This window comes from Flavobacterium sp. WC2509, assembly GCF_052683105.1.
In genome coordinates this window covers 2,597,329-2,623,631 of record NZ_JBQZFG010000001.1, presented here as the reverse complement: position 1 = coordinate 2,623,631, position 26,303 = coordinate 2,597,329, and the positions used below count along the sequence as shown (strand labels likewise).

The window sequence follows — 26,303 nt, the reverse complement described above, 5'->3', positions numbered from 1 at the left end:
GATGAATTTCAATCTAAAGGAGATAATAACCGTAAGCATGGTTCTTTTTGCTGTAATTGATATTGTAGGTTCCATTCCAATCATCGTTGGGTTGCGAGCAAAACATGGTCATATCGAATCAGAAAAAGCAGCTATAGTTGCAGGATTGATTATGATTCTTTTTTTATTTATAGGAGAAGAATTCTTGGGACTCATAGGAATCGACGTTCACTCATTTGCTGTAGCAGGATCATTTGTATTATTCTTTTTAGCATTGGAAATGATTTTAGGAATTCACCTTTATCGAGACGAGGAAGCTAGTTCGGCTTCGATAGTTCCACTAGCTTTTCCACTTATTGCAGGTGCGGGTACTATGACGACTTTACTCTCTTTACGTTCACAATTTCATACACTAAATATTGTCATTGCCATTGTACTAAATATAATACTCGTATACATTGTTTTGAAATCATCGGGTAAAATCGAGAAAATGCTAGGAAAGAACGGACTTGGAGTGATTCGTAAGACTTTTGGTGTTGTTCTTTTAGCAATAGCTGTTAAATTATTTGCTGCGAATGTTAAAGGTTTGTTTCTCTAAAATAAAAATTAATACATTTACCCACTAATATTTTAATGGTAATGATTACTTAATATCTAACCGTATCAAAAAAACGATTTATTGATTAAAAAATTACCCATAAAAGCAAATAAACTCAACTATGAAAATTTTCACTAACATCTTAGTGCTTTTAGCCGTTTCACTTCTTGTTTTTAACATCACTTTGATTGATTTTCAAAATCCATTTAAAGGAGATAGTGTAATAGCCCTTGTTGGTGTAGTCGCTTCATTTTGTGCTGTATTAATTCTTCTAATTTTTAGAATGTCTAAAAAAATAGTTGAAAAAATGAACGATAACGCATAACAATGTTTGACGTATTAATTATAGGCGGAGGCGTTTCAGGAATGTCATGTGCATTGGTATTAGGCTCTGCCAAAAACAAAGCGTTTGTTACGAATAAAAGAATTGGAATCTTTACTCATCAAAAGACTTCAGCACTACAAGAAGCACTTTTCAACAATGCTTATGGAATTGCTCCAGGGAAATTAGGCTCCGATTTACTAATCGAAAGCACTGCTAATTTATCCCAAAGCTACCCTCATATCACACAAATTCCTGAAGAAAAAGTATTAAAAATCGAAGGAAGCTACCCAGAATTTACTGTTATTACCAACAAAGACTCTTACAAAACCTGTAACGTTGTAATTGGAATTGGTTCTGCTAATACATTTGCCATCGAAGGTTTGATGCAATATGTTGAGCCTCACAAAAAAGCTTTACCCGAAAAACAAAGAATCCAACTTAAGAACATTGACCATAAAGTAACCGATGGTATTTATGTAATAGGAACTCTTGCTGGATGGAGAAGTCAATTGGCGATTGCCGCAGGAAGTGGTGCCGCTGTTGCTACCGATTTACTTACTTTATGGAATGAAGGCACACAAACTCATTCTCACGATAGTATTCGATAGATTAATTTTACTTAATCGCAATTATCTCTTTAACTTTTATATGATTTTCGGTTTCGGTTTTCCAGATTTCTCCTTTTAGCGAAACTTCTTCCCCTTCTTTAAGTAGTTTGTAATTTTGAGGACCGCCAACATTTACGATACTAATTATTGCAAAATAAACTTCATTTTTATCCGAGTTAATTTTTGCTGTATAACCGTCTTTTCCAAACTCAACAGCTATTACTTTTCCTGAGATTGTATTTTTATTTTTTATACAAGCACAAGAAATTAAAAAAACCAGAAGCATTAAAATTGCCGAAAATCGAAGTATATTTTTCATATTTATTTTTTTACTGCTTTAAATTCAAAACTGCTTTTATCATTGCATCATCTTTCAAAATCATTTGATAATAATAAATATCACCGTACAATTGTCGCGCAAATTCAGCATTGACATATCTTTTGACTAAAACTTTATAATTCTTCAAAGCAATCTCTAGTCCATTTTGAGTAAGATATTTTTGAAAAGCATTAAAATACAAATCAGATCCATTGATTTTAGTTCGAAATTGATCAAAAGTTTCTTTTGCGAAAGCATTTCTGTTTTTATCTAATTGTTCGAAAACAAAATGACCTACAATTCCAGATTGCAATAAATACGAGATATTTTCAGCTCCATGTTCAGCTTCCAAAGGCACAAAAACATCAGGAACAATCCCTCCGCCTCCATAAACGATTTTTCCTTTTTTAGTTTTAAACTTCAAGGAATCGACTACTTTTATACTATCTTTTTTATACAATTCTCCGTGTAAAAAGCGAGATTCTGATTCTTTAAAATACTCTTCATTCCCTTTGGCATACGGTTTTTGAATTGATCTACCTGTCGGCGTATAATATCTGGCAATTGTAAGTCGGACCGCTGAACCATCATTAAAATCCATTTCACGCTGAACCAAACCTTTACCAAAAGAACGTCTTCCTACAATCGTACCACGATCATTATCCTGTATTGCTCCCGCTAAAATCTCACTAGCCGAAGCACTATTTTCATTAATCAAAACAAATACCTTACCAGTTTCAAAACTGCCTTTTTCAGTAGCATACATTTCTTCGGTTGCTTCTTTTGCACTTTTGGTAAAAACAATCAACGTATTGTCTTTCAAAAACTCATCGGCAATACCAATTGCTTCTTCCATATAACCTCCACCATTATCACGAACGTCGATTACAAGAGATTTTACGCCTTGTTTTTTCAAAGTAGCCAAAGCGGTTTGAAATTCAGCATAAGTAGTTTCGGCAAAACGATTAATTTTGACATAACCAGTAGTTGCATTTAATCGTATCGCAACATCAACACTTTTCAACGGAATAATATCCCGTTTGAGTTTGATTTTCAATTTTTTGTTTTCCGATTTGCGGTAAACTGTCAATTCTATTTGAGAGCCAACTTCTCCTTTTAGCTTAGCATACAAACTGTCATTTGGCAATTTTCGCCCAAATAATTTCGTTTTATCTGCAAATAAAATACGATCTCCTGCTTTTATTCCTGCTTTAGCCGAAGGTCCATTTTTTAGAGGAGTTATAACAGCAACAGAATCTTTAAACATGTAAAAATTAATACCAATACCCACAAAATCACCTTTCATAGTTTCGGCAATTTCAGATTGTTCTTGTGGTGGAATATATACAGAATGTGGATCTAACTTTGCTAAAATATTATCAACAGTAAAGCTTACTATTGAATCAGTATTGACATCATCAACATATTCATTGTCGATGAAATCAATCAGTTTATCAAGCTTTTCTTTGGTATTTTTTTTACTAATAAAAGATTTAGAAGACGGCGAGCCAGAAAGACTACCTATAAAAATTCCAAGTGCAAAAATACATCCAATAACTATGGGTAAATATTTATTATCAAATTTCATTTTCTTCGTCTTCTAAGACGGGAATGTGCGCTACTTCTATTCCTGCCTTAATTAAAAATTGCAATCCAGAATCATCGCGATACCCATTATGATACACCACTCTTTTTATTCCAGATTGATGAATGAGTTTGCTACAATCTTTACAAGGGGAAAGCGTGATATACAAAGTAGCTCCTTCGCAGGACTGAGTAGATCTTGCTACTTTTAATATGGCATTGGCCTCGGCATGTAAAACATCCCAGCGTGTCAAACCATTTTCATCTTCACAACGATTTTCAAAACCAGATGGCGTTCCATTGTAACCATCAGAAATAATCATTCGGTCTTTTACAATAATGGCACCTACTTGTTTTCTGGTGCAATAGGACAATAAACCCCACTCGGTGGCCATTCTTAAATATGCTTTATCGTATTTATTCAATTTATTTTTTTCCATTATATTATCTTTTCCAAATTTCGTTTTCTAAAATCATAGGCAAAACCACCCCAATTATAAACGCTGACATTACCAATGCCCAATCGCGTTTTGAAAAACGAAAAACAGTTTGCACGATATATGACAAAATCAAAACTACAATAACCACCGTTATTTGAGCCGCTTCTATTCCTAATGCAAATTCGCTCATAGGCAACAATTTTGACATATTACTTCCTGCCAATATACTTTTAAAATAATTTGAGAACCCTAATCCATGAATAATACCAAAGAATAAAGTGATAATAAAAACCAGATTGACACTATCATTTTTACTGTTTTTACCAGCTGTAAATAAATTATAGAAAGCGGTTATCAGAATTGTAATTGGAATCAATAATTCGACCACATTTACTTTGACAGCAATTATTCCAAAAACCGAAAGAAACAATGCTGTAGTATGACCTAAAGTAAATACGGTTACTAAAAGCAAGATTCTTTTCCAATCATTAAATGAAAATGGAACAGATAACGCAATTAAAAATAAAACATGATCATAAGCATATATATTTAATACATGTTTCAGACCAATTTGAAAGTAAATTAAAAATTCTGACATTGCTAAAATGAATTAAAATGATAAGGGGACGTAAACTTACGATTAATTTTGAAAATGGAATATTTGATTAAAAAATCATTAATCAAAAAAACAAAAACACACATCCTTCATGTTAAAAAACGTCTAAAATGTAAAATTAGTACTTAAAAAAGAACTAACTTTATGTCAAACCTTAAATCCTAAACATTATGCCTTTTTCAGACTTATTCAACAGTGAAAACATCCAAAAGAATCGAGGTCATTTTTCAGCCATTGTCCGTATAGCCCATGCAGACGGCAATATTACAGAGCGTGAACAAAATTTTTTGGATAAATTAGCTGTAGCACTTCAAATTTCTAAAGAAGAATATGAAGAAATTTTAGCCAACCCCAATAAACATGAAATCAATGCCCCGTACTTATATGTTGACAGACTCGAAGCACTTTATAAACTAGCCCGAATTGTACATAGGGATCATCAATTGGGAGATTTACAAGAACACTTAATGGTTAAGTTTGGTTTAGCCTTAGGTTTTACTCCTAGCAATGTCAATTATATAGTAGACAAAGCACTAAAATTAGTAGACTTAGAAGTTGATGAAGAAACTTTCCTATATGAAATGAAGAATATGTATAAATAAAAAAAGCTCCCAAAAATGGGAGCTTTTTTTTGGTTGTTTTTTGGTTGGTATTGCCTTAATATTTACTCAATTTAGCTTTATGCATAAAGTCCTCAGCTTTTTCAACCATGTTTAAGCTACCGCAAAAGAAAGGCGCTCTTTCATGTAATTCTTTTGGTTGAATTTCCATTATTCTATTAAACCCATCAGAAGCTTTCCCTCCTGCTTGTTCAACAATAAAAGCCATTGGGTTGCATTCGTACAATAAACGTAATTTTCCTTTTGGAGCCTTAGAACTTGTAGGATAAATATAAATTCCTCCCTTAATCATGTTTCTATGAATATCTGAAACCAAACTTCCTATATATCTTGATGTATAAGGACGCTCCTCTTCTTCAAGCTGACAATATTTAATATAGTCTTTTACACCTTGCGGAAAGTGAACATAATTACCCTCATTAATCGAGTATATATTTCCATCTTCAGAAAATTTCATATCTGGATGCGAAAGGTAAAAAGTACCAATAGCAGGATTCAAAGTAAATCCGTTTACTCCATGACCTGTTGTATAAACAAGCATAGTCGATGTTCCATAAATCACATAACCAGCAGCTACCTGATTAACACCTGGCTGTAGAAAATCCTCCAAAGTCACAGGAGTTCCTATAGGTGTTATTCTCCTAAACACTGAAAAAATAGTTCCCACAGAAACATTTACATCGATATTAGAAGAACCATCCAATGGATCCATCAAAACAACATATTTGTTATTATGACATTTATCACTTCCTTCAACAGTAATATATTCGTCATTTTCTTCCGAAGCTATACCACAAACAATTTCACGATTGATTAAAGTTTGTATAAAAGTCTCATTGGCATACACATCCAATTTTTGTTGGTCTTCTCCTTGAATATTTTGCTCTCCAACAGCCCCAACAATATCTACTAATCCTGCTTTATTCACTTTGTAGCTAACGACTTTAGCTGCTAACCGAATTGAATTGATAATCCGAGATAATTCTCCAGATGAATACTGAAAGGCTTCCTGATTTTCAATAATAAATTCGCCTAATGTTTTGTTTCTTTCTTCCATTACGAAATCGTTGTAGTTAAATTTGAAGTCACAAATATCGGTTTTTTTGTGATAATGGAAAGAATAATACTAAGATAGTTTAGCAGTATTGTATATTTGCTACATATTCCATAAAAACAAGTTCTTAATTGCCCTTTTTTTGATAGAATTGTACAATAAAAATACGAAATCGTGAAAATACGTAAAGGCCAAAAAGAAGACATGAATGGTGTTTTGGCACTAATTCAAGAACTAGCTACATTCGAAAAAGAGCCTGATGCTGTTTTAATTACAGCAGAAGATTTGGTTCGTGATGGTTTTGGAGACAAACCACTATTTGAAGTTTTTGTTGCCGAAGTTGAAAATCAAATTGTAGGCATTGCATTGTATTATTACCGCTACTCTACTTGGAAAGGAAAAACAATCCATCTGGAAGATTTAGTTATCAAAGAAACTATGCGCGGCACAGGATTAGGTTATGCTTTGTATTCTGAAATTATCAAACAGGGACAAAAAGACAAAGTAAGAAGAATTGAATGGAATGTCTTGGACTGGAATACACCAGCAATTGATTTTTATCAAAAATCTGGAGCCAAAATATTAGACGAATGGCGCGTTGTTCAAATGGACGAAGCCGCTGTTAACTACTTTGTAGAAAATAAATTAAAATAAAATACGAACCAATTTAGAGTAAAATCTAAATTAAAAAATCTAAAATCTGAATTAAAATGAGGGTATTCAAATTTGGAGGCGCATCTGTAAAAGATGCAGCTGGAATTAAAAACGTTTATGACGTTTTGCAACAAGTGGGTTATGAAGATGTGTTGGTAATTGTTTCGGCAATGGGAAAAACAACAAATGCTCTTGAAGACGTAATCAAAAATTATTTTGACAAGTCCCCAGAATTAAATTCTTCGGTACAAGAAGTAAAAAAATACCACAATCAAATCTTATTAGATTTGTTCGAAGATGAAAAGAATGAAGTTTTCGAAGCAGTAAATACACAATTTGCTGATTTAGAATATTTCTTAGCTCACAATAAATCTCCTAATTACAATTTTGTTTACGATCAAATCGTAAGTTTTGGGGAATTAATATCTACTACTGTTTTAAGTCATTTTATGGCTTTCAAAGGAATTCAAACGCAATGGTTAGACGTTAGAAACTTTGTAAAAACTGACTCAACTTACCGTGATGCCGAAGTAGATTGGGAATTAACTCAAAAAAATATTGCCAATAATGTTAAACGTAAAATCCTAAACATTACTCAAGGGTTTTTAGGATCTGACGAAAACAATTTCACAACTACATTAGGACGTGAAGGATCGGATTATACGGCAGCGATTTTTGCTTATTGCTTAAATGCTGAAAGCGTAACAATCTGGAAAGATGTTCCTGGTGTAATGAATGCCGACCCAAGATATTTTGAAAATGCTAGTTTGCTAAATCAAATTTCATATCGTGAAGCTATTGAACTTGCCTTTTATGGTGCCTCAGTAATTCACCCAAAAACTTTACAACCGTTACAGAAAAAAGAAATTCCGTTGTACGTAAAATCTTTTATCAATCCGTTGCTAAAAGGAACTGCTGTTTCCAAAGGAGTAGATTTAGAGCCTTATTTACCTTGTTTCATTGTAAAAAGAAATCAATTATTAGTATCCTTATCTTCGATCGATTTTTCTTTTATCATGGAAGAAAACATCAGCGAAATCTTTGGTTTATTTCACCAGTTTAAACTAAAAGTAAACTTGATTCAAAACTCAGCAATTAGTTTCTCGGTATGCGTAGAAGATAAATTTGGCAATTTCAATGAATTGAATGCGATACTTTCAAAAAAATTCAAAGTAGATTTTACCGAAGACGTAACGCTATATACAATCAGACATTTTAATGAAAATGCTGCTCAAACGGTTGAACAAAACAAAACGGTTCTATTGAAACAAGTAAGTAGAGAAACGATGCAAATCGTAACTAAAGAAAGCTAGGAAACAAAGAGCAAAGTTAAAAGTTACTATTAATTCTTTTAAATACTAAAATGGAAGCGGATTATTTCGACTTCCATTTTTTTTTAGGAGCAGAAATACCAGACTTTTCAACAAACTAAAGTCCCGCTATCCGTTACAATCTTGTGTATCGAACCCCGGCACACAAGGATTTTCACTACTATCGGGGCTAAACATAAAAATCTAGTTTTTTTGATACCATTTCAAATCAGTTTAAACAAATAATAAATACTATTTTTGACACTTTAGAGTTATATTATTTATGCTTAAAAAAGTACTATTTTGGTTTGTCATTTTATTTTTTTCTGGGCTACACGCTCAGGAAATAGATTCGACTTACAGCACCAAAAAAGTAGCTTTTACACTTGATACTATCCGAATAGAATCAGTGAGTATTAATCCTAGTTTTTTCAAAATTCTGGACAACAAAAATCAAGTCATAGACAGTACTTTGTACCAGGTAAACTTCCCTAAAGGCTTTCTATTATTCAAAAATAAAAACGATTCTCCCATAGATTCTCTAACAGTTCAGTATCTAAAACTACCCGATATTTTAACCAAAGAATATAGCATATACGACAACAGTCGAATTATTGACAACGATGCTACGAATCAAAATTTATATAAAATTCAAAATCCGACAACAACTAAAAACATCCCTTTTGATGGTCTTGTAGCTGAAGGAAGTCTCTCCAGAGGTGTTTCTATTGGAAACAATCAAAACGCTGTTGTCAATTCGAATTTAGACTTTCGAATCACAGGGAAAATATCCGAAAAAGTAAGCATTAGAGCTTCGATTCAAGATACCAATATTCCTGTTCAAGAAGGAAGTTATTCCCAGCGACTCAACCAGTACGACAACATATTCATGGAACTTTTTACCGATACTTGGAATATTCGCGCTGGCGATGTTTTTATTGGCAATAAGACAACACACTTCCTTTCATTTAACAAAAAAATACAAGGATTACTAGCGACCGTCAATTTTGGAGACGAAGACAAAAAGACAACTGTTTTTGCCTCGGGTGGTCTGGTGACCGGTAATTATGCCAGCACTAACTTTAAAGGGCAAGAAGGAAATCAAGGACCTTATAAATTGGTTGGAAAAAATGGAGAATTGTATGTTTTAGTCATTATTGGTTCGGAACGCGTTTATGTCAATGGGCTTTTAGTCAAGAAAGGCCCCGAAAATGATTATATCATTGATTATAATTCGGGAGAAATTGTCTTTACTCCGCAATTCCCTATTACTTCTGAAATGCGAATTGTAATCGAATACCAATATTCTGAAAACAACTATTCTCGATTTATCACTTATGACGGCGGGAGTTTCACAGAAAAAAAATGGAGTTTTGGAGCCAACTTATATTCTGAAGCTGATTTAAAAAATCAACCCGTTCAGCAAAATCTTTCCAACGAGCAAGCTCTAATTTTGGCAGCAGCGGGAGATGATAAGAGTTTGATGGTGGCACCATCGGCCGTTATTACAACCTATGACGAAGAAAAAGTCCAGTATAAAAAAACCATTCTCGGCACAAGTTCTATTTATGAATATTCTACAGATCCCAATGACGAATTATATAATGTACAGTTTACTTTAGTTGGTCAAGCCAAAGGAAATTACATTTTAACGAATCCAACCAGCGTCGACAAAATATTCGAATATGTAGCGCCAATTAACGCAATTCCACAAGGTAATTACGAACCCGTAATTCAATTAATGGCACCTCTAAAATCACAAGTCGCTACTTTTTTTGGAAAATATAATCCTTCGGAAAAAACGGCATTAGATTTTGAATTGGCAGTTAGTAACAACGATCAAAATTTATTTTCTCCCATAGACGACAATAACAATCAAGGTTTAGCCGGCGAAATCAATGTAAAACAGCGACTATATTCCAAAAAATGGAATGTTGATGCTTTCGCCAATTTTCAAGCAGTTCAAGCCGATTTTAAACCTGTAGAAAGAATCAACAGCATTGAGTTTTATCGTGATTGGAATGTAAACTCAACTACAACAGGAGATCAAAGTTTATTAGCAACTGGTATTAATTTTAATTTAATTCCAAAAACAGATTCAACAACGGTAGCTCATATTACCTATGCTTTTGAAAAATTAGCACTGTCTCAAAATTATTCGGGAATCAAAAATAACCTCAACGCTAATATTGAATTCAAAGATTGGAATATAAAAAACAATGGCAGTTATTTAAAAAGTGATGATACACAAAACAATTCTACTTTCTTAAGGAACCTTTCACAAGTCCGTTATCAGCACAAAAATAATTGGATTGGCAGTACTATTAACTTTGAAGACAATCAAGAAAAAAATAAAGTTACTCAACAATATTCTCTGATTAGTCAACGCTTTTCGGAATTCGGAATATTCGGCGGTCACGGAGACAGCACCAAAGTTTATGTGCAATTAGGATACGCCCGAAGAGTAAATGACAGCGTACAGAACGGATTGTTGCAAAGAGTAAACACTTCAAATAGTTATAATTTTCAATCCAAATTATTAAAAACAGAAACTCGTGACATTTCTATTTTCATCAATTACAGACAATTGGATTATACAGATCCAACTTTAGAAAACACACCTTCTCTTAACTCAAAAATAGTTTATAGCGATCAATTTTTTAATAAATTGGTTCAGAGCAACACCCGTTATGAAACCAATTCCGGAACCATGCCTTTTCAAGATTACACCTATGTTGAAGTTCCCGCTGGTCAAGGAAAATACACTTGGAATGATTACAATGGCAATGGAATAAAGGATTTAGAAGAATTTGAAATTGCCCCTTTTCCAGACTTAGCAACTTATACTCGCATCTTTTTACCAAATCAAACGTATATCAAAACCAATCAAAATAGATTTTCACAATCCTTTATCATCAATCCAACAACTTGGCAAAACGCTAAATCTTACAAAAAAACCTTATCACATTTTTACAATCAGGTTTCATTTATTATGGATCGAAAAGTAAAAAATAACGAAGGGAATTTAGACTTAAATCCCTTTCAATCTTCAGATGATGCTGTTTTGGGGCTTATTAAAACGTTTTCCAATGCCTTGTCTTATAACCGAGGGAAAAAAGACAATTCTGTTACTTATACTTTTATCAAAAACGATTTGCAAAATCTGTTATCTATTGGTACCGCCAAAAATAATAATAAACTTCATCAACTGGAATATCAGCATTTATTACACAATAGTTGGCAATTTGATATGCTTGGAAAAACCACAGAAAACACTACCGAATCTAAAACTTTTCCCGAAAAAAACTATATTATCAAAGGTTATTCCTATATGCCAAAGATTAGTTATTTATTTTCGAAAGATGTGAGTTTAGATGTTTTCTATGAATATCTAAACAAAGAAAATCAAATTGGAAATTTAGATGCTTTAAAACAAAACCGATTTGGCACCGATTTTAGCTATATAAGTAATTCAAAATTTAATATCAATAGTGAAATCTCATTATACAAAAATGACTTTATAGGTAATGAATATTCTTCAGCAGGATATCAAATGTTGGAAGGTTTGCAAAAAGGACAAAACATGACTTGGCGAATATTATGCCAAATTAATTTGACTACATTTTTGAATTTAAATTTAATTTACCAAGGTCGAAAAAGCGAAACAAGCGATGCCATTCATACAGGAAGTATCGAGTTAAGAGCTTATTTTTAAACAATTAGAATATAGTTGTAAAAAAAATCAGTAAATTTAAATCTAATTTAAAATCTAAATAGCTATGAAATCACAGATTGCTTCTCCTGTTCGCCTTTTAGGCTCGGGTTACGAAAACAAAAAAAACAAACTGATAAGCTTGAGTAAAAAATTATTGTTATTAAGTCTCTTCTTTATAGCTTCAAATACTTTTTACGGTCAAACCAGCAGAACGAAAGAAAGAGCAAAATCAGAAGTAAAAAATAATGTCAATACAACAGCTAATAACAATTCGAATGTAAATGACGCCAAAGAAGCTAAAGCTAAAGTAGACAAGGCAAGCAAAGTAGCCGAAGATCCAAAAGCTGCCGCTAAAACAGGAGCAAAAAACAGCGTCAATACTAAAGTTAACAACAACTCGAATATAAATGACGCCAAAGAAGCTAAAGCTAAAGTAGACAAAGCAAGCAAAGTAGCCGAAGATCCAAAAGGAGCTGCTAAAACAGGAGCAAAAAACAGCGTCAATACTAAAGTTAACAACAATTCGAATGTAAATGACGCCAAAGAAGCTAAAGCTAAAGTGGATAAGGCAAGCAAAGTAGCCGAAGATCCAAAAGCTGCCGCTAAAAAAACAGCGACAGACAAAACAAACAGCGCAAAAAATGAAGCTGTCTCAAAAACAAAGGATAAAGTAACTGGAGAGTACAACGGAAAAAAAGTATATACTGGTCCACAAGGAGGCAAATACTATATTAATTCAAATGGAAATAAAACCTATATCCAGCAATAAAGTTATTTTTTGAATATCGCACAAAAGGCTTTCCATTATTGGCAGGCCTTTTTTGTTTACTCAATGCAATAAAGAAACTGTATGTTTGTCTTTAGCCTGATGTTATTACTTCAAATAAATAATCCTGCTAAGGTTTAAAATAATCATTTAGTAATACCTTGCAAACATTTAAAAATAACCCTTCAAGTATCTTTAGACTTACAAATAAACCGTAAGACTGACACATGAATTTAAACTCTAAAAATAAAACTATTTTGATTGCGCCCTTAAACTGGGGACTAGGTCATGCTACACGTTGCATTCCTATTATTAAAGCGTTACAAGAAAACAATTTTACTCCCATAATCGCTTCAGATGGGATTGCTCTTGAGTTACTCCGCAAAGAGTTTCCCTATTTAAAAAGCCTTGAATTACCTTCTTATCAAATTGAATATGCCAAAAACGGCAAGAACTTTAAATGGAAATTAATAAAAAGCTTACCCAAAATACTGGAAGCTATTAGCGAAGAAAAAAACACCGTAAAAAAATGGGTTAAAAAATATAAAATAGACGGAATCATATCAGATAACCGCTTAGGGGTTTTTCATAAAAAAATTCCATCTATTTTCATCACTCACCAGTTGAATGTCATGACTGGAAACACAACATGGATTACCAGCAAATTACACCAACATATCATAAAAAAATACACCGCTTGTTGGATTCCTGATGTCAATACACAATTGAATTTGACTGGAAAATTGGGTCATTTAGAGAATAATACATTAACCCTACAATATCTAGGACCACTAAGCAGAATGCACAAAATGGCATTACCCAAACAGTATGACCTTATGATTATTTTATCTGGACCTGAACCACAACGCGGAATGCTGGAAGCTCATCTAACCCAAGAAATAAAACGTTTTGACGGAAAAATAGTTTTTATAAAAGGCATCATTGAAGCTGAACAAAAAAAAGAACAAATAGGAAATGTAACCTACTATAATTTCATGAAAAGCCGGCAATTAGAGCAAACTTTTAACGAAAGCAAGCAAGTACTTTGCCGATCAGGTTATACCACAATTATGGATTTAGTCAAATTGAATAAAAAAGCTTTTTTCATACCTACTCCTGGTCAATATGAGCAAGTGTATTTGGCCGAAAAACTACAGAACGAAGGTCTAGTTCCATTTGCAACTCAAGAAGCTTTTAAAATAGAAGATCTTTCGCAGATAGATCAATTCAAAGGATTACCCCTACTAGATACAACTGTAGATTGGGAAAAGCTATTCAAGGTTTTTTAGAAGCTAAAAAAATCATTCGCCCAAAATATTGGTATATTTGTGTATAAAGCTTACCTGAAACTCCTGATAAAAACAAATATTTTTATTAATCAGAACCTCTGTATGTCTTACAAGAAGATAAATATTCTTTTTTTTATACAAAATTATAAAAATAGGCTCCATCTATTTTGCATGCTTTTTTTATGCTTCCAATCTTTTGCACAGATCGAAAAAGAAAATCAATTTACAAATGAAATTAGATTTAACCGAGTAACAGGCAATAACACTGCGATTGAATTTGACTTTGGCCACAACTATACAAGTGAGCCTAATGAAACCAATCCATTTTATAAAAGTTCACAAATATCGGGTAGGCTTTGGCTGCATTATTATGCTACAAAAAAGTGGAAACTATCTGGATTTATTTCTTACTTATATAACGAAGATGTCCCAGAAATTACTCAAAAAGAATCTCCTGAAATTCGTTTTGCAGCCCAAGGTATTTATTATTTTATCAAAAAAGATTATGTCCTTACTAATAGATTTCGAATTGAAGATCGAATTCTACAAAATGAAGATTCCTCATTCGATGTTGTTTACCGTTTTAGAGAAATGGTAAAATTAGTATATCCGATTAGTGTTGTTAAATTTGGAAAAGGCTCTTTATACGGTATTGCTTCCGAAGAAATTATTTTTAAAACCGATGGTTCTACAACTGGAGGCAATTTTTTTGACCGCAATAGACTTACTGTAGGTCTTGGGTATTCGTTTTCTGATACTTTTCAATTTGAGCTAACGTATATCAATCAATACCTGCCGCGAGACACAAATGACAAGATGTATAATACTATTTCAACCACCTTAATATTCAATGATTTAATTTCCATTTTAAGGAAGAAAAATGGAAAGATACCAACATACTAGACATAAAAAACTTATCTTTTTAAAATTATATCCAAAAAAATCGGAACAAGCTTACCTTTATTCCGATTTTTTTTTTGATAATTCTATTTTTAATTTATCCTTTAGATGTCATAAACTGCTTCATTACTCTGATAATAAATCATCTATTTTATCATGTTTGATGATTTTGGCATTGACCATAAAATAAACATATTCGGCTATATTGGTACAATGCTCCGAAATTCGTTCCAAATGTTTTAAAACTATTACCAAATTAGTACCAGAAACCACTGCTTTGGAATTGACTTTCATTTCATTGATAATATCATGAATAGCTTCATCACATTTATTTTTAATGTCTTTATTTAAAACAAATATTTCCCCAATTGTGCTTCCTTCGCGGGTAATAAAACAATTGTTCGTTTTAGCAGTAATTAATTCAACTAATTTAGAAATATCAACGATATTGAATTTTACAATCAAGTCGTGTTTTTCTTTTATGTTTTTAGCTCTTTTTACAATACTGATAGATAAATCACCAATTCGTTCAATCTCATTGCTAATTTGCATTGCCGACATAATAAAGCGCAAATCCGAAGCTACTGGTTGTTGCAAAGCAAATATACTTTGACAAATTTCATCAATTTTGACATCCAATTTATCAATTTTGCTTTCCGTTTTTTTAATAATTTTTTGTTCGGCTACTTCTGGTTCTTGCAAAAGTATTTTAACCGCTTCGCTGACTTGACCTTCTGCCAATTGCCCCATTTTTTCAATAATGCCTTTTAATTTATCTAATTCTATTTCGAAATGTGTTTTCATTTTTTTTAATTTAAAAATTGAAAGATTTTAAAATTTAAAAATTACGAGATAAATAAAAGATTTTCAATCTTTCAATTTTTTAAATCATTTAATTTTTAAATTATTTTAATTGTGCTTTTTATCCAAATCTTCCGGTAATATAATCTTCGGTTTGTTTTTGCGAAGGCTTAGTAAAAATAGAATTTGTTTTTCCCATTTCAATTAAACTGCCCATATAAAAGAAAGCGGTATGATCACTCGTTCTAGCCGCTTGTTGCATATTGTGTGTAACAATAATGATTGTGTACTTATCTTTTAATTGGTGTATTAACTCCTCAATTTTGGAAGTAGAAATAGGATCTAATGCACTTGCTGGCTCGTCCATTAAAATAATATCTGGGCTTACCGCCAATGTTCTTCCAATACAGAGCCTTTGTTGTTGTCCACCAGAAAGACCCATCGCAGAATCATCCAAACGATCTTTCAGTTCATCCCAAATAGCCGCTTGACGTAATGATGTTTCCACGATTTCATCCAATTGTGTTTTATCTTTTACGCCATTGATTCGAGGACCATACGCAATATTTTCATAAATGGATTTAGGAAAAGGATTGGACTTTTGAAAAACCATTCCAATCTTTTTTCGAATATTAACTACATCAACATTTTTATTATAGATGTCAATCCCTTCTACAAGCATTTCGCCTGTAATAGAAACATTAGGAATTAAGTCATTCATCCTATTGATACACCTCAAAAAAGTAGATTTGCCACAACCCGAAGGACCAATTAAAGCAGTCACTTTATTAGCCGGGATATCCATTGTGATTTCATTCAGCGCTTTTTTATCACCGTAGTATAATGACAAATCATTTACTTTTATTTTTATGTCTTTCATTATTTATTTTTTATCTAGTCGTTAGTGATTATTCCTTTTCACTAATGGCTATTGGCTTATCGCTAATTACTTTGCTTTTCTTCTAATTCTTGATCTAATGATTACAGCTACTATATTTAATGATAATGTTAAAACTAATAATACTAATGTGGTAGCAAATTGTATCGGCATGGTTTTTTCCACATCTGGAGATTGGGTAGACATAATATATATGTGATACCCCAAATTCATAAATTGGTCACTCAAAGAACCTGGAAGTGTTGCTAAATAATAAGCTGCTCCTGTAAATAAAATGGGAGCAACTTCTCCTGCTCCTCTACTTACAGCAAGAATAGTTCCAGTCATGATCCCAGATATAGATTCGGGCAAAATAACTTTCCAAATAGTTTGCCATTTGGTAGCTCCTAGTGCCAAACTTGCTTCTCTTAACTCACGAGGAATTGTTTTTAAAGATTCTTCGACAGAAACGATAATAACAGGCAATGTTAACAAAGACATCGTTAAACTTGCCCAAAGAATATTAGGTTGGCCCCAACGTAGTTGACCATCATTCAGAACGGTATCGGCTCCAGCTCCTATAAACTGAATAAAAAAACCAAGACCAAAAAGGCCAAATATAATAGAAGGCACCACTGCCAATGTACGTACTGAGAATCGAACAGCGGCTGCGAATTTTGAATTTTCACGTGCATATTCCGTTAAATAAAGTGCTGTAATTGTACCAAAAGGAACAGCTGCAATAGACATTACAATTACCAAAATGAAAGTCCCTATTACCGCCGGAAAAATTCCACCTTCGGTCATTCCATTAGTTGGAAAAGAAGAAATAAAATCCCATGAAAATTTAGAACGACCTTGATAAACAATAATTCCCAAAATGACAAAAAGAATGGCAATAATAAGAATCACAGCAAATTGTGTAATACCAATGAAAATTTTCCCTCTTGTTTCAGAGTTATTTTTTCTACTTGAAAAAAATTGATTTTCTGTTTGATTTAAAACTGTTTCCATAATTATTTTCCTTGAAATTTTCTCAACAATTTACCTTTTACATAAAACTCTGCCACAGCATTTAATGCAAAAGAGAAAATAAAAAGTAATGAGCCTATAAAAAATAACACACTATAATGTGTTTCTCCAAAAACAGTTTCAGCCATTTCGGAACCAATCGTTGCTGCAAACGTACGTACACTTTCAAAAGGATTAGCCGAAACTAATGCAGCATTTCCTGTTGCCATAAGAGCAATCATAGTTTCTCCAAAAACCCTTCCTATTCCTAGCAATAATGCCGCGAAAATACCTGGAGTTGCCGCTGGCAAAACCACGAAAAAAGCCGTTTGCCATTTACTAGCACCTAAAGCTAAACTCGCTTCGGTATAGGTTTTCGGCACTGCAGCCAATGCGTCTTCTGAAATCGTATAAATAATTGGAATAGCTGCCAAAGCCATTGCTACCCCGCCAATAAAGGCATTCAATCTAGAGTCGTAACCAAAAATATCCTGAAAAAAACTTGCCAAAACCATCAAAGCAAAAAAACCAATAACCACAGATGGAAACGCAGCAAGCATTTCGATAATAGGCTTAATTATTTCTTTAACTCTCTTTGATGCAAAGCAGGCCGTATATAAAGCAGCCAGTACCGCCAAAGGACCAGCGATAAGCATGGCAATAATTGTCACTTTTAAAGTCCCAATTAAAAGTCCGATCAAACCAAATCTGGGATTATCAGATACAGGAACCCACTCTGTAGTTAAAAATGTATTCCAAGTGCTATCTGCTCCTTCTTGATCTTGGGCAACAACATCTGCAGTTTCGTCTGTTGCTGGTGTCATTAAATCTTCCTTTGGAGCATCTCCATAAGATTCTGGTTTCAGTTCCTCATTAGAAACAGATTCCGTACCATAGGTTTCTGGTTTTAAATCTTCTGTTGGCTCTGCTCCATACGTTTCTGGCTTCAATTCTTTGGTATTTGCACTATAAAGTTCCGGTTTATTAACCGTTTGAGCATCAACTTCAGTTACTGCCTTAGACCCTGCTCCAAAACTGAATAAGGGTATTGACTCTTTGAAAACAAAAACAAAAATTAAAAAGATAGTCGCTATGGATAAAAAAGCAACTGATGAAATAATTTTTTCAGCAAGAAATTCAGAAATTCTAAATTGCTTCTTCAAACTTTCTTCGGTAAAAATATTTGGCTTAGGGGAAATTTGAGGATCCATCTTCTTTATTTAGAAATTCGTAAACCATAAATACCCCTCACTTTAAAATGGGGATATTATAGTATTATTTTAAAGGATAATATCCCACTTCAGCAATAAGCTCTTGTCCTTCACGACTTAAAACCCAGTCTATAAAAGCTTTTGCATCACCAGTTGGTTTTGCTTTCAGATACATATACAAATATCTTGAAATTGGATAAGTATGATTTCTAATTGTTACTTCTGATGGCAAAACTCCTTTACTATTATCATCTTTTTTAACAGCGCAATCTTTTACTCCTTCGGCATAAGCAGCACCACCATATCCAACAGAATATTTATCTTTTTTAACCGCATTTACAATAGCAGCTGTTCCTGGCAAAGTTTGACAAGAAGGAGCAAAATCAGTTTTAACCACATTCTCTTTAAAGAAAGCAAAAGTACCAGAACTGCTTTCTCTACCATATAATTTGATGGCAGCATCTGCTCCGCCTACTTCTTTCCAGTTAGTAATTTTGCCAGCGAAAATTAAACCAATTTGTTTCAAAGTTAGTGTCGAAACTGAATTTGCTTTATTCAAATAAACAGACAAACCATCCTTAGCACACGGAATTTCAACTCCCGATGAATTGTATTTTGCCTTTAATTTTTCCATTTCGGATGTTTTGATCGGGCGACTAGAATTAGCAATATCAGTTGATCCATTAATTAATGCCGCTAATCCAACCCCAGATCCTCCACCAGTAACTTGAATAGAAACTCCTGGTTTTTTCTTCATATATGCCTCAGCCCATTTCTGCGACAAAATAACCATAGTATCCGATCCCTTTATAGTAACTTTATTGATAGTTGTAAATGAAAAGCCAATAGTCATTACCACCATCAAAAGAATCGCTATCCTAAATTTTATTGCATTCATCTTAAGTATCTTTAAATTTTTAACAAAAATAAAGCTAGCACGTTAAGCCTATGTTAAGTAAGCATTATTCAATCTTTACTATTTAACTTATTTAACAATAATTTTACAATAACGAAAAAATTAAATAACCAAAATTACATTCAAAATACTAAATATCAATGTTTTAAACACTAAAACAAACACAAAACACAAAAAAACAGGCTGTTTCTCTAATTAGAAACAGCCTGTTTTTTTTGTGTTTTGTATTATAAAATTAAAAATTGATCTGCGCCTGTAATCGTAACAGATTACCTTCTTGCCTATTATTTGGAAGTTCACTGTCTTCAAATGTTCTGTCAGCAACAACCCATTCCGCTGTTAATTCAAATGCTTTCAATGGCTGCCATTCCAATCCAAACTCGTAATCTCTTACGATATAACTTCTAGCGTCTTTTTCAAATTTTTTCCCTCCATCATAATATTGAAATTTAGCAAAAGGATATAAAAAATGGTGTTTTTCTAATGATATGTCTAATTTATAATTTAAGGTTATATAACCTCCGTTCAAATCAGTAACTTGTACAGAATTAGTAAGCTTGTCATAGCGAGGACCTTTTCCAAAATTGTACTCAGTTTGAACTCCAAATGGTCTTGGATACAATACAAAAGTAGCACCAACTCTTTGATCCGTTACATATTTTCTATCAAAATTTGTTATCACCCCAGAAGATATTTCACTTGTAAAAGCCCATTTTCCAGTATAAGCTTGCAAACCTGGCTCTATAATTTGACTTCCAATAACAAAAGGATACGTTATTCTAGTTACTACGTGCAAATCTCTATTGTTTTCCGTTTTATTTACATTGGCACCATTATAAGCCCCAAACGCAAACACTCCATAATCTCCAGAACCTTTATATCCATCTTTTACAAGCATTGCAAAACGCTCTCTAATTTCACTAGGTGCCCAGTAAAAAAACATTCCTAAATCTCTTTCGTTAGGAATTCCGCTATTCAAAGCATCATTACGATCTAAAGTCAAACGATTTTGACTTGATTGCATATTTTCGAAACCGAATGGTATTTTACTTTGTCCAATTCTAACTCTATATTCCCTTTTTTTATCAAACGAAATATCAGCGTAAGCATCTCTAAGTTGAGCAAAATGATTTACCCCAGTTGATGGAGAACTTACAAAATCAGGCTGAATATAAATAAAGACATTAGGAAGCGCATATCCTGAGAAAACAAGACGGGCTCTTCTTATAAAAAAACCATTATTGGATTTTGCATCTGGCTCAGTTGAAGTTGTTCCCCAAGATTTGTCACATTGATCACAAGATACTTTATCATTAGTAGAAAATAATCCGTTGTATCTTACTTGAACATATCCTCTAAAAGAAAATTTTCTATACCACGCCTCTTTCTCCGCTTTTTCTTTATCAGTTTCTTCTTTAGCGACAACTTTCTTACTATCAATCTCTTTCGCTTTGTTAATAGAGTCTAAAACACGAATAACTTCTTTTTTAACCGCATCTTTATTTACATCTTGCGCATTTGCTATAAATGAAACACCTAACAATAAACTTGCAAATAAAATTTTTCTCATTTTTTTATGATTAATTTTTTTGCAAAGGTGATGCCGTTATGTTAAGCTATTGTTAACACAACGTTATTTAGATGATAATTTAATGTTAATAGATATTCCCCTAAAACGAATTGAAGTTTTTCTATAAGTTAAAAAGACGTAATTACTTAATTACAAATTATTTATGACTTGAATTTAATTTATTTCAAGATTACTAAATTATTCAATTCCTTTATTCTTCAAACCAAATTGATCGGTAATAAATGTCTTTTCGAGTGTAAATGAAAAGTCAGAACCAATCCCAAACTCACTTTCTACATAAATTTTTTCTTTATGCGCTTCAATGATATGCTTAACTATAGAAAGTCCTAATCCTGAACCTCCTTCGCTTCTCGAACCACTTTTATCTACTCTATAAAAACGTTCAAAAAGACGTGGTATATTATGTGCTTCTATCCCTTCTCCATTATCTGAAAAACGCACTATAACTTTTTTATTGGTTAAATTCACAATGGAAACTTCAGTCAAACCGCCTTCTTTTCCGTATTTTATGGAGTTTACGATTAGATTTTCAACCACTTGTTGAATCTTATCTTTATCACCATTTACAAAAACAGGCTTAATATTTTCATTCTCAAACGACAAAGTGATATTCTTTTTTTCTGCTTTCATTTCTAACAAATCGAAAACATTTTGAATCAGCTTAACAAGATCAAATTTGGTAAACTCAAGATTCAAATCACCCGATTCTAACTTGGTAATCATATCCAAATCTTCAACAATGTAAATTAATCTCTCAACACCTTTTTCGGCACGTTTTAAGTATTTTTTTCTAATGGTTTTATCTTCCATCGCACCATCAAGAAGTGTCGACAAATATCCTTGAACCGTAAACAATGGTGTTTTGAGCTCATGGGAAACATTTCCTAAAAATTCTCTTCGATACTCCTCACGTATCTGCAGCATTTCTATTTCTAACTTTTTATCAGTAGCAAATTTCTTCACCTCTCTGGTCAAAGTCTCCATATCTGTCGTGATAGGCTTATTGATAAAAGTAGTGGATTCTAATAAAGATACATCATCGTAGATTTTTTTTACTCTACGATAGATAAAACGTTCAACACGATATTGCAAAACGAAAAAAGAAAACATGTATACAAAAAACAGGCTAACAAAACCAAACAATAGCATTTTGCTGAATGAAGATTTATATAAAATTACAGAAAGAATCATACAAAATCCAGAAACAAACAGACTGATATACAATGCTGATTTTATAGCAAACTTGTAACTTTTTTTGAAACTAATATTCATTATTGATTTGGCAAACATTTTAGATACATTTGAAAAGACTATAAAAAACCTATCAAAAGTACCACTTATTTTAAACTTCGAACTTATACCCTACTCCTTTTATGGTTTTAAAAAGTTCATCACCAATTTTTTCACGAAGTTTTCTAATATGTACATCTATAGTCCTACCACCAACAACAACATCATTACCCCAAACTTTGTCTAGAATTTCTTCTCTTTTAAATACTTTTCCTGGTTTGGAAGCTAGTAAGTAAAACAATTCAAACTCTTTTCTAGGCAAGGCAATTTCCACATTATCCTTAACGATCTTATATTCTTCACGATTAATTTCGATACCGCCTACATTAAGAGTTTCACTATTTTGATCCTGCTCTTTTAGTCTTCTCATCAAAGCCTTCACTTTACTAACCAATAATTTTGGTTTAATCGGCTTAGTAATATAATCATCGGCACCTGCATCAAATCCGGCAACTTGTGAGTAATCTTCATTTCTAGCAGTCAAAAAGGTAATGATAACATTATTTAATTCAGGAATCTTTCTAATATTCTCACACGCTTCCATACCATCCATCTCTGGCATCATTACATCCATTATAATAAGACTAGGAAGCTCTTTTTTTGCTTTTTCAACAGCTTCTTTACCGTTTGCAGCTGTAACTATTTGGTATCCTTCTTGTGCTAAATTATAGCCCACAATTTCTAATACATCTGGTTCATCATCTACCAGAAGAATCTTGGTGTTTCTTTTCTTCATATTTAATAGCAAAAATTAAGTTTTTCTATTGTATAAACCATGTTATTAGTATACAATAACTTTTTATTGCAATGTAAAAGTAACAATAAACTATTATTAACAATATAAAAAAGACTGACTTAACCTTAATTTAATATGGTAACAATTTCATAATAATTATAACATTGATTGATAACTCATGCTTAACACAAAGACTAGAATCCTGCCATTTCTTTGCCGAAAATTAAATACAACTTAAAATGAAATTAAAATTTCTATTCTTTACACTATTTATTTGTGCTATTGGTTTCTCGCAAAATGGAACCATAACAGGTGTTTTATTAGACAAAGACTCCAACAATCAGCCATTACCATTTGCTAATGTTCAAATAAAAGGAACAAAAACTGGTGTTAATACAGATATTGATGGAAAATATACAATTACGGCCGCTCCTGGAAATTACATTATTCAATTTAGCTTTGTGGGTTATGAATCTGTAGAAGCTCCAGTAACAGTTGTTGCAAATCAAACTGCAACACTAAACAGCTCTTTGGGATCTGGAAGCTACAAACTAAAAGATGTAGTAATCAAAACCAACAGTGGTACAAGAGAAAAAGAAACTGCCTTATTATTGGAACAAAAACAAGCTGTGGTAATCAAACAAAGTATTGGTGCACAGGAAATGTCCCGTAAAGGTGTTAGTGACGTTGAAGAAGGTTTAACAAAAATCACTGGAATTACAAAAGTAGGTTCTCGTGGATTATTTGTACGTGGATTGGAAGATCGTTATAATAATTTGTTGATTAATGATCTAGCTGCACCAACTAACAATCCATTTTCAAAAATTGTTCCTTTGGATTTGTTTCCAACTAATATTGTTGGGGTAATTGATGTTTACAAAACTTTCAATCCAAACATCTATGGTGATTTTGCTGGAGGAACTTTCAATATACAAACTTCAAAAGTAAGCAAGAGCGTTACAAAATTAAATGTTGGCTTTGGTTATACAACAGCAAACAGTCTTAGCGATTTCTTGCTTTCTCAAGATGCACAAACTACAAAAGGTTTTTTTGGTTTTAATGGAAGCGAAAGACAAATTCCAGGTTTTCTTGGAGAAACTGCTACACGAAAAACATTTTCAACTAATCAAGCATTAAACTCTGTCACCAACAATAAAGGTTTTAGTGTAAGTGAAGGAAAAAGTCCATTAAACACAAGCATTAATTTACTTCATTCTGAGAAATTCAACTTGAAAAACAGTAATGTTTTTTCATATTTACTTTCTATAAACTACGATAATAATTTTGCAGTAAGAGAAGGTGTTGACAGAACTATCGATTTACAATCTTCGGGTTCAAAATATCTAAACAACTTTGTAACTACTGACTACCGATTTAAAACTACTAACTCAGCATTAGTTGGATTAAACTATAGCACTGACAGACTTAAATTATCGTTTAACACACTATATATCAGAACGACCTTAAACTCAATAAAAGATCAATTCGGTCAATCTGGTGGAACTGCAATTCAAAACACTCTTATTCGTACCAATCAATTGGAAAAAAGTGATTATTTAAACGGACAATTGCTTGGCGAATATGCTATAACAAAAGATAAAAATCAAACGATCAAAGCTGGAGCTTCCTATGCAATTACAAAATATGAGCAACCAGACAGAAAATTCTTTTCAGGTATTAAAGAAGGTGAAGACAAGATTAGTACCTCTTATGGAGGAAATAATTTCTTACGCCAGTATTTAACGGTAGATGGTAATTCATTTTATTCTGCAATGGCTGAGTATAATTTAAAATTTGGAAAAAACGACAAGCAAAACAAATTAACAGTTGGCTACAATGGTAACGGATCTCAGATGGAATCTTCATACCGTTTTGTTGCAAGTGCTGGTAATGGTTTCTCTTCAAGCATAAATAATATTGACAACCAAATAATTAACGATATTAAAGCCAAAAAAGTTGTTTTCAGCGAAAGCTCTAATGCAACTTACAAAGTTAAACTTGACGAAATGGCTAATGCTGGTTATGCAAATTTGTTTTTAAAGTTTGGAGAAAAATTTGAAGTTAATGGAGGAATTCGATTTGAAAACACAACTAAAGAAACCTACTATAGAACATTGGGGACTTTCACTGCTCCTTTCAAGACATTAAAATATGACAACTCGTATTTCTTACCTTCATTAAACCTAAAATATTTAATGACAGAAAGCAGTAATATTCGTTTTGCAGCAAGCAAAACATATACTCGACCAGTTATTATGGAATCTTTCCCTATTACTTTCATAAATCCTGACGGAACATCAACTCAAGGGAATTCAATTTTGAAAAACAGTGATAATTACAATGCGGATTTAAAATATGAATTGTTTCCAACTGCAAAAGAAATGATTGTTTTCGGACTATTTGGAAAACACCTTATCAATCCAATCGAAAAAACATTTATCTCTAATGCAACAACTGGAACAGTTACCACTTTTCTAAATTCTGACAGCGCTAATTTATTTGGTATTGAGGCTGAACTTCTACTTGGATTAGAAAGAATTGACGAAAGCCTAGCTAATTTCTCATGGGGATTTAATGCTACTTTAATGTCAACAAAAGTTACTGTAAGCCCAACATCTGAATCTATAGATGAAGATGGAGTTGTCACCGTAAAACCTTCTATCGAAACACACCAATCGAGATCATTACAAGGGGCATCAGATTGGCTAGTGAATTCAGATTTGAAATATGAATTCAATTTAAGCAAAGATTGGTCAAATACTATTTCACTGGTTTATGGTGTTTTTGGTAAAAGAATATTTGCAGTAGGAACCAATGGTCAAGATAATACTTATGAATTACCAGTACAACAATTAGATCTTGTATGGGGAAGTAAAATTTCTGAACATTTTGATGTGAAATTCACCGCAGACAACTTATTGAATCCAGTACGAAAACTTGAATTCGGAAACGATGGAACGATAAAAGTAGCTGAAGAATCATTATTAGCAAATAGCTATAAAAAAGGAATTGGGTTTTCAGTAAAACTTGGGTATACTTTCTAGAAACTGTTTCTAAAATACATAAACAATTAAAGCTCCGTATTTCGGGGCT

24 protein-coding genes are annotated in these 26,303 nt (G+C 32.6%); 11 read left to right on the top strand and 13 right to left on the bottom strand.

The features are described from left to right. Position 1: 1 nt before the first annotated feature. The 3 genes from ACUN3A_RS10940 (at position 2) to ACUN3A_RS10930 (ending at position 1,510) form a co-directional block, all read left to right on the top strand. Entirely contained in the window at positions 2–577 is a 576-nt protein-coding gene (locus ACUN3A_RS10940) for a MarC family protein (protein WP_445552832.1), read from the top strand. 121 nt (positions 578–698) lie between these two features. Then, complete coding sequence (locus ACUN3A_RS10935; RefSeq protein ID WP_115811113.1) at positions 699–902, top strand: hypothetical protein; 204 nt, start codon at positions 699–701, stop codon at positions 900–902. Between the two features lie 2 nt (positions 903–904). Further along, positions 905–1,510, top strand: a complete 606-nt coding sequence (locus ACUN3A_RS10930) for an FAD-dependent oxidoreductase (RefSeq protein WP_445551328.1) — start codon at positions 905–907, stop codon at positions 1,508–1,510. Between the two features lie 7 nt (positions 1,511–1,517). Here ACUN3A_RS10930 and ACUN3A_RS10925 read toward each other — a convergent pair whose 3' ends face one another. The 4 genes from ACUN3A_RS10925 to ACUN3A_RS10910 are packed head-to-tail and all read right to left on the bottom strand — an operon-like array spanning position 1,518 to position 4,451. Then, the gene (locus tag ACUN3A_RS10925) at positions 1,518–1,829 is read right to left on the bottom strand and encodes a hypothetical protein (protein ID WP_445551327.1); all 312 of its coding nucleotides are present in this window, start codon (positions 1,827–1,829) and stop codon (positions 1,518–1,520) included. 10 nt (positions 1,830–1,839) lie between these two features. Further along, positions 1,840–3,417, bottom strand: coding sequence for a S41 family peptidase (locus ACUN3A_RS10920; protein ID WP_445551326.1), 1,578 nt, complete (start codon positions 3,415–3,417; stop codon positions 1,840–1,842). Next, positions 3,407–3,853 carry a deoxycytidylate deaminase gene (locus ACUN3A_RS10915; RefSeq protein WP_445551325.1) on the bottom strand — a complete coding sequence of 149 codons (447 nt, stop codon included), beginning with the start codon at positions 3,851–3,853 and terminating at the stop codon, positions 3,407–3,409. The genes ACUN3A_RS10920 and ACUN3A_RS10915 overlap by 11 nt, the downstream gene beginning before the upstream one ends. Before the next feature lie 4 nt (positions 3,854–3,857). Beyond that, a complete protein-coding gene (locus ACUN3A_RS10910; protein WP_445551324.1) occupies positions 3,858–4,451 on the bottom strand; it encodes a HupE/UreJ family protein in 594 nt (197 codons plus the stop codon). Between the two features lie 188 nt (positions 4,452–4,639). On the opposite strand from ACUN3A_RS10910, the gene ACUN3A_RS10905 reads away from it, so the two are divergent. Further along, positions 4,640–5,071 carry a TerB family tellurite resistance protein gene (locus ACUN3A_RS10905; protein ID WP_445551323.1) on the top strand — a complete coding sequence of 144 codons (432 nt, stop codon included), beginning with the start codon at positions 4,640–4,642 and terminating at the stop codon, positions 5,069–5,071. A 55-nt stretch (positions 5,072–5,126) separates the two neighbouring features. Here ACUN3A_RS10905 and fbp read toward each other — a convergent pair whose 3' ends face one another. Then, the gene (fbp, locus tag ACUN3A_RS10900; RefSeq protein ID WP_445551322.1) at positions 5,127–6,146 is read right to left on the bottom strand and encodes a class 1 fructose-bisphosphatase; all 1,020 of its coding nucleotides are present in this window, start codon (positions 6,144–6,146) and stop codon (positions 5,127–5,129) included. 171 nt (positions 6,147–6,317) lie between these two features. Between fbp and ACUN3A_RS10895 the strand changes: the two genes are divergently transcribed. From ACUN3A_RS10895 to ACUN3A_RS10870, 6 genes are all read left to right on the top strand, one after another. Then, positions 6,318–6,797, top strand: a complete 480-nt coding sequence (locus ACUN3A_RS10895) for a GNAT family N-acetyltransferase (protein ID WP_445551321.1) — start codon at positions 6,318–6,320, stop codon at positions 6,795–6,797. Positions 6,798–6,853: 56 nt separating this feature from the next. Next, the gene (locus ACUN3A_RS10890; RefSeq protein WP_445551320.1) at positions 6,854–8,110 is read left to right on the top strand and encodes an aspartate kinase; all 1,257 of its coding nucleotides are present in this window, start codon (positions 6,854–6,856) and stop codon (positions 8,108–8,110) included. A gap of 280 nt (positions 8,111–8,390) precedes the next feature. Next, the gene (locus ACUN3A_RS10885; RefSeq protein ID WP_445551319.1) at positions 8,391–11,822 is read left to right on the top strand and encodes a hypothetical protein; all 3,432 of its coding nucleotides are present in this window, start codon (positions 8,391–8,393) and stop codon (positions 11,820–11,822) included. A 64-nt stretch (positions 11,823–11,886) separates the two neighbouring features. Further along, complete coding sequence (locus tag ACUN3A_RS10880; protein ID WP_445551318.1) at positions 11,887–12,591, top strand: hypothetical protein; 705 nt, start codon at positions 11,887–11,889, stop codon at positions 12,589–12,591. Between the two features lie 224 nt (positions 12,592–12,815). Then, on the top strand, positions 12,816–13,877 hold the full coding sequence (locus ACUN3A_RS10875) for a glycosyltransferase family protein (protein WP_445551317.1): 1,062 nt from the start codon (positions 12,816–12,818) through the stop codon (positions 13,875–13,877). 171 nt (positions 13,878–14,048) lie between these two features. After that, on the top strand, positions 14,049–14,780 hold the full coding sequence (locus tag ACUN3A_RS10870; RefSeq protein ID WP_445551316.1) for a DUF2490 domain-containing protein: 732 nt from the start codon (positions 14,049–14,051) through the stop codon (positions 14,778–14,780). Between the two features lie 123 nt (positions 14,781–14,903). Here the strand turns inward: ACUN3A_RS10870 and phoU are convergent, their stop codons facing one another. The 8 genes from phoU to ACUN3A_RS10830 all read right to left on the bottom strand — a co-directional run bounded on the left by phoU (position 14,904) and on the right by ACUN3A_RS10830 (position 23,210). Further along, complete coding sequence (gene phoU, locus ACUN3A_RS10865) at positions 14,904–15,581, bottom strand: phosphate signaling complex protein PhoU (RefSeq protein ID WP_445551315.1); 678 nt, start codon at positions 15,579–15,581, stop codon at positions 14,904–14,906. A gap of 118 nt (positions 15,582–15,699) precedes the next feature. Next, a complete protein-coding gene (gene pstB / locus ACUN3A_RS10860) occupies positions 15,700–16,458 on the bottom strand; it encodes a phosphate ABC transporter ATP-binding protein PstB (protein WP_445551314.1) in 759 nt (252 codons plus the stop codon). Between the two features lie 66 nt (positions 16,459–16,524). After that, positions 16,525–17,469 carry a phosphate ABC transporter permease PstA gene (gene pstA, locus ACUN3A_RS10855; protein WP_445551313.1) on the bottom strand — a complete coding sequence of 315 codons (945 nt, stop codon included), beginning with the start codon at positions 17,467–17,469 and terminating at the stop codon, positions 16,525–16,527. Between the two features lie 2 nt (positions 17,470–17,471). Next, positions 17,472–18,677, bottom strand: coding sequence for a phosphate ABC transporter permease subunit PstC (gene pstC / locus ACUN3A_RS10850; RefSeq protein WP_445551312.1), 1,206 nt, complete (start codon positions 18,675–18,677; stop codon positions 17,472–17,474). 64 nt (positions 18,678–18,741) lie between these two features. Continuing rightward, a complete protein-coding gene (locus ACUN3A_RS10845) occupies positions 18,742–19,575 on the bottom strand; it encodes a phosphate ABC transporter substrate-binding protein (RefSeq protein ID WP_445551311.1) in 834 nt (277 codons plus the stop codon). A gap of 253 nt (positions 19,576–19,828) precedes the next feature. Continuing rightward, positions 19,829–21,163, bottom strand: coding sequence for a porin (locus ACUN3A_RS10840; protein WP_445551310.1), 1,335 nt, complete (start codon positions 21,161–21,163; stop codon positions 19,829–19,831). A 198-nt stretch (positions 21,164–21,361) separates the two neighbouring features. Further along, a complete protein-coding gene (locus tag ACUN3A_RS10835; RefSeq protein WP_445552831.1) occupies positions 21,362–22,456 on the bottom strand; it encodes a sensor histidine kinase in 1,095 nt (364 codons plus the stop codon). Between the two features lie 70 nt (positions 22,457–22,526). After that, entirely contained in the window at positions 22,527–23,210 is a 684-nt protein-coding gene (locus tag ACUN3A_RS10830) for a response regulator transcription factor (RefSeq protein WP_445551309.1), read from the bottom strand. A gap of 239 nt (positions 23,211–23,449) precedes the next feature. Between ACUN3A_RS10830 and ACUN3A_RS10825 the strand changes: the two genes are divergently transcribed. Further along, complete coding sequence (locus ACUN3A_RS10825; protein WP_445551308.1) at positions 23,450–26,254, top strand: TonB-dependent receptor domain-containing protein; 2,805 nt, start codon at positions 23,450–23,452, stop codon at positions 26,252–26,254. The last annotated feature ends 49 nt before the right edge of the window (positions 26,255–26,303 follow it).

Coding starts and splice junctions, on each gene's coding strand:
- ACUN3A_RS10825 (WP_445551308.1), top strand. CDS start 23,450: ATGAAATTAAAATTTCTATTCTTTACACTATTTATTTGTGCTATTGGT.
- ACUN3A_RS10830 (WP_445551309.1), bottom strand. CDS start 23,210: ATGAAGAAAAGAAACACCAAGATTCTTCTGGTAGATGATGAACCAGAT.
- ACUN3A_RS10840 (WP_445551310.1), bottom strand. CDS start 21,163: ATGAGAAAAATTTTATTTGCAAGTTTATTGTTAGGTGTTTCATTTATA.
- ACUN3A_RS10940 (WP_445552832.1), top strand. CDS start 2: ATGAATTTCAATCTAAAGGAGATAATAACCGTAAGCATGGTTCTTTTT.
- ACUN3A_RS10925 (WP_445551327.1), bottom strand. CDS start 1,829: ATGAAAAATATACTTCGATTTTCGGCAATTTTAATGCTTCTGGTTTTT.
- pstA (WP_445551313.1), bottom strand. CDS start 17,469: ATGGAAACAGTTTTAAATCAAACAGAAAATCAATTTTTTTCAAGTAGA.
- ACUN3A_RS10875 (WP_445551317.1), top strand. CDS start 12,816: ATGAATTTAAACTCTAAAAATAAAACTATTTTGATTGCGCCCTTAAAC.
- ACUN3A_RS10885 (WP_445551319.1), top strand. CDS start 8,391: ATGCTTAAAAAAGTACTATTTTGGTTTGTCATTTTATTTTTTTCTGGG.
- ACUN3A_RS10915 (WP_445551325.1), bottom strand. CDS start 3,853: ATGGAAAAAAATAAATTGAATAAATACGATAAAGCATATTTAAGAATG.
- ACUN3A_RS10910 (WP_445551324.1), bottom strand. CDS start 4,451: ATGTCAGAATTTTTAATTTACTTTCAAATTGGTCTGAAACATGTATTA.
- ACUN3A_RS10935 (WP_115811113.1), top strand. CDS start 699: ATGAAAATTTTCACTAACATCTTAGTGCTTTTAGCCGTTTCACTTCTT.
- phoU (WP_445551315.1), bottom strand. CDS start 15,581: ATGAAAACACATTTCGAAATAGAATTAGATAAATTAAAAGGCATTATT.
- pstC (WP_445551312.1), bottom strand. CDS start 18,677: ATGGATCCTCAAATTTCCCCTAAGCCAAATATTTTTACCGAAGAAAGT.
- ACUN3A_RS10920 (WP_445551326.1), bottom strand. CDS start 3,417: ATGAAATTTGATAATAAATATTTACCCATAGTTATTGGATGTATTTTT.
- ACUN3A_RS10835 (WP_445552831.1), bottom strand. CDS start 22,456: ATGAATATTAGTTTCAAAAAAAGTTACAAGTTTGCTATAAAATCAGCA.
- ACUN3A_RS10930 (WP_445551328.1), top strand. CDS start 905: ATGTTTGACGTATTAATTATAGGCGGAGGCGTTTCAGGAATGTCATGT.
- pstB (WP_445551314.1), bottom strand. CDS start 16,458: ATGAAAGACATAAAAATAAAAGTAAATGATTTGTCATTATACTACGGT.
- ACUN3A_RS10870 (WP_445551316.1), top strand. CDS start 14,049: ATGCTTTTTTTATGCTTCCAATCTTTTGCACAGATCGAAAAAGAAAAT.
- ACUN3A_RS10880 (WP_445551318.1), top strand. CDS start 11,887: ATGAAATCACAGATTGCTTCTCCTGTTCGCCTTTTAGGCTCGGGTTAC.
- ACUN3A_RS10905 (WP_445551323.1), top strand. CDS start 4,640: ATGCCTTTTTCAGACTTATTCAACAGTGAAAACATCCAAAAGAATCGA.
- ACUN3A_RS10890 (WP_445551320.1), top strand. CDS start 6,854: ATGAGGGTATTCAAATTTGGAGGCGCATCTGTAAAAGATGCAGCTGGA.
- ACUN3A_RS10845 (WP_445551311.1), bottom strand. CDS start 19,575: ATGAATGCAATAAAATTTAGGATAGCGATTCTTTTGATGGTGGTAATG.
- fbp (WP_445551322.1), bottom strand. CDS start 6,146: ATGGAAGAAAGAAACAAAACATTAGGCGAATTTATTATTGAAAATCAG.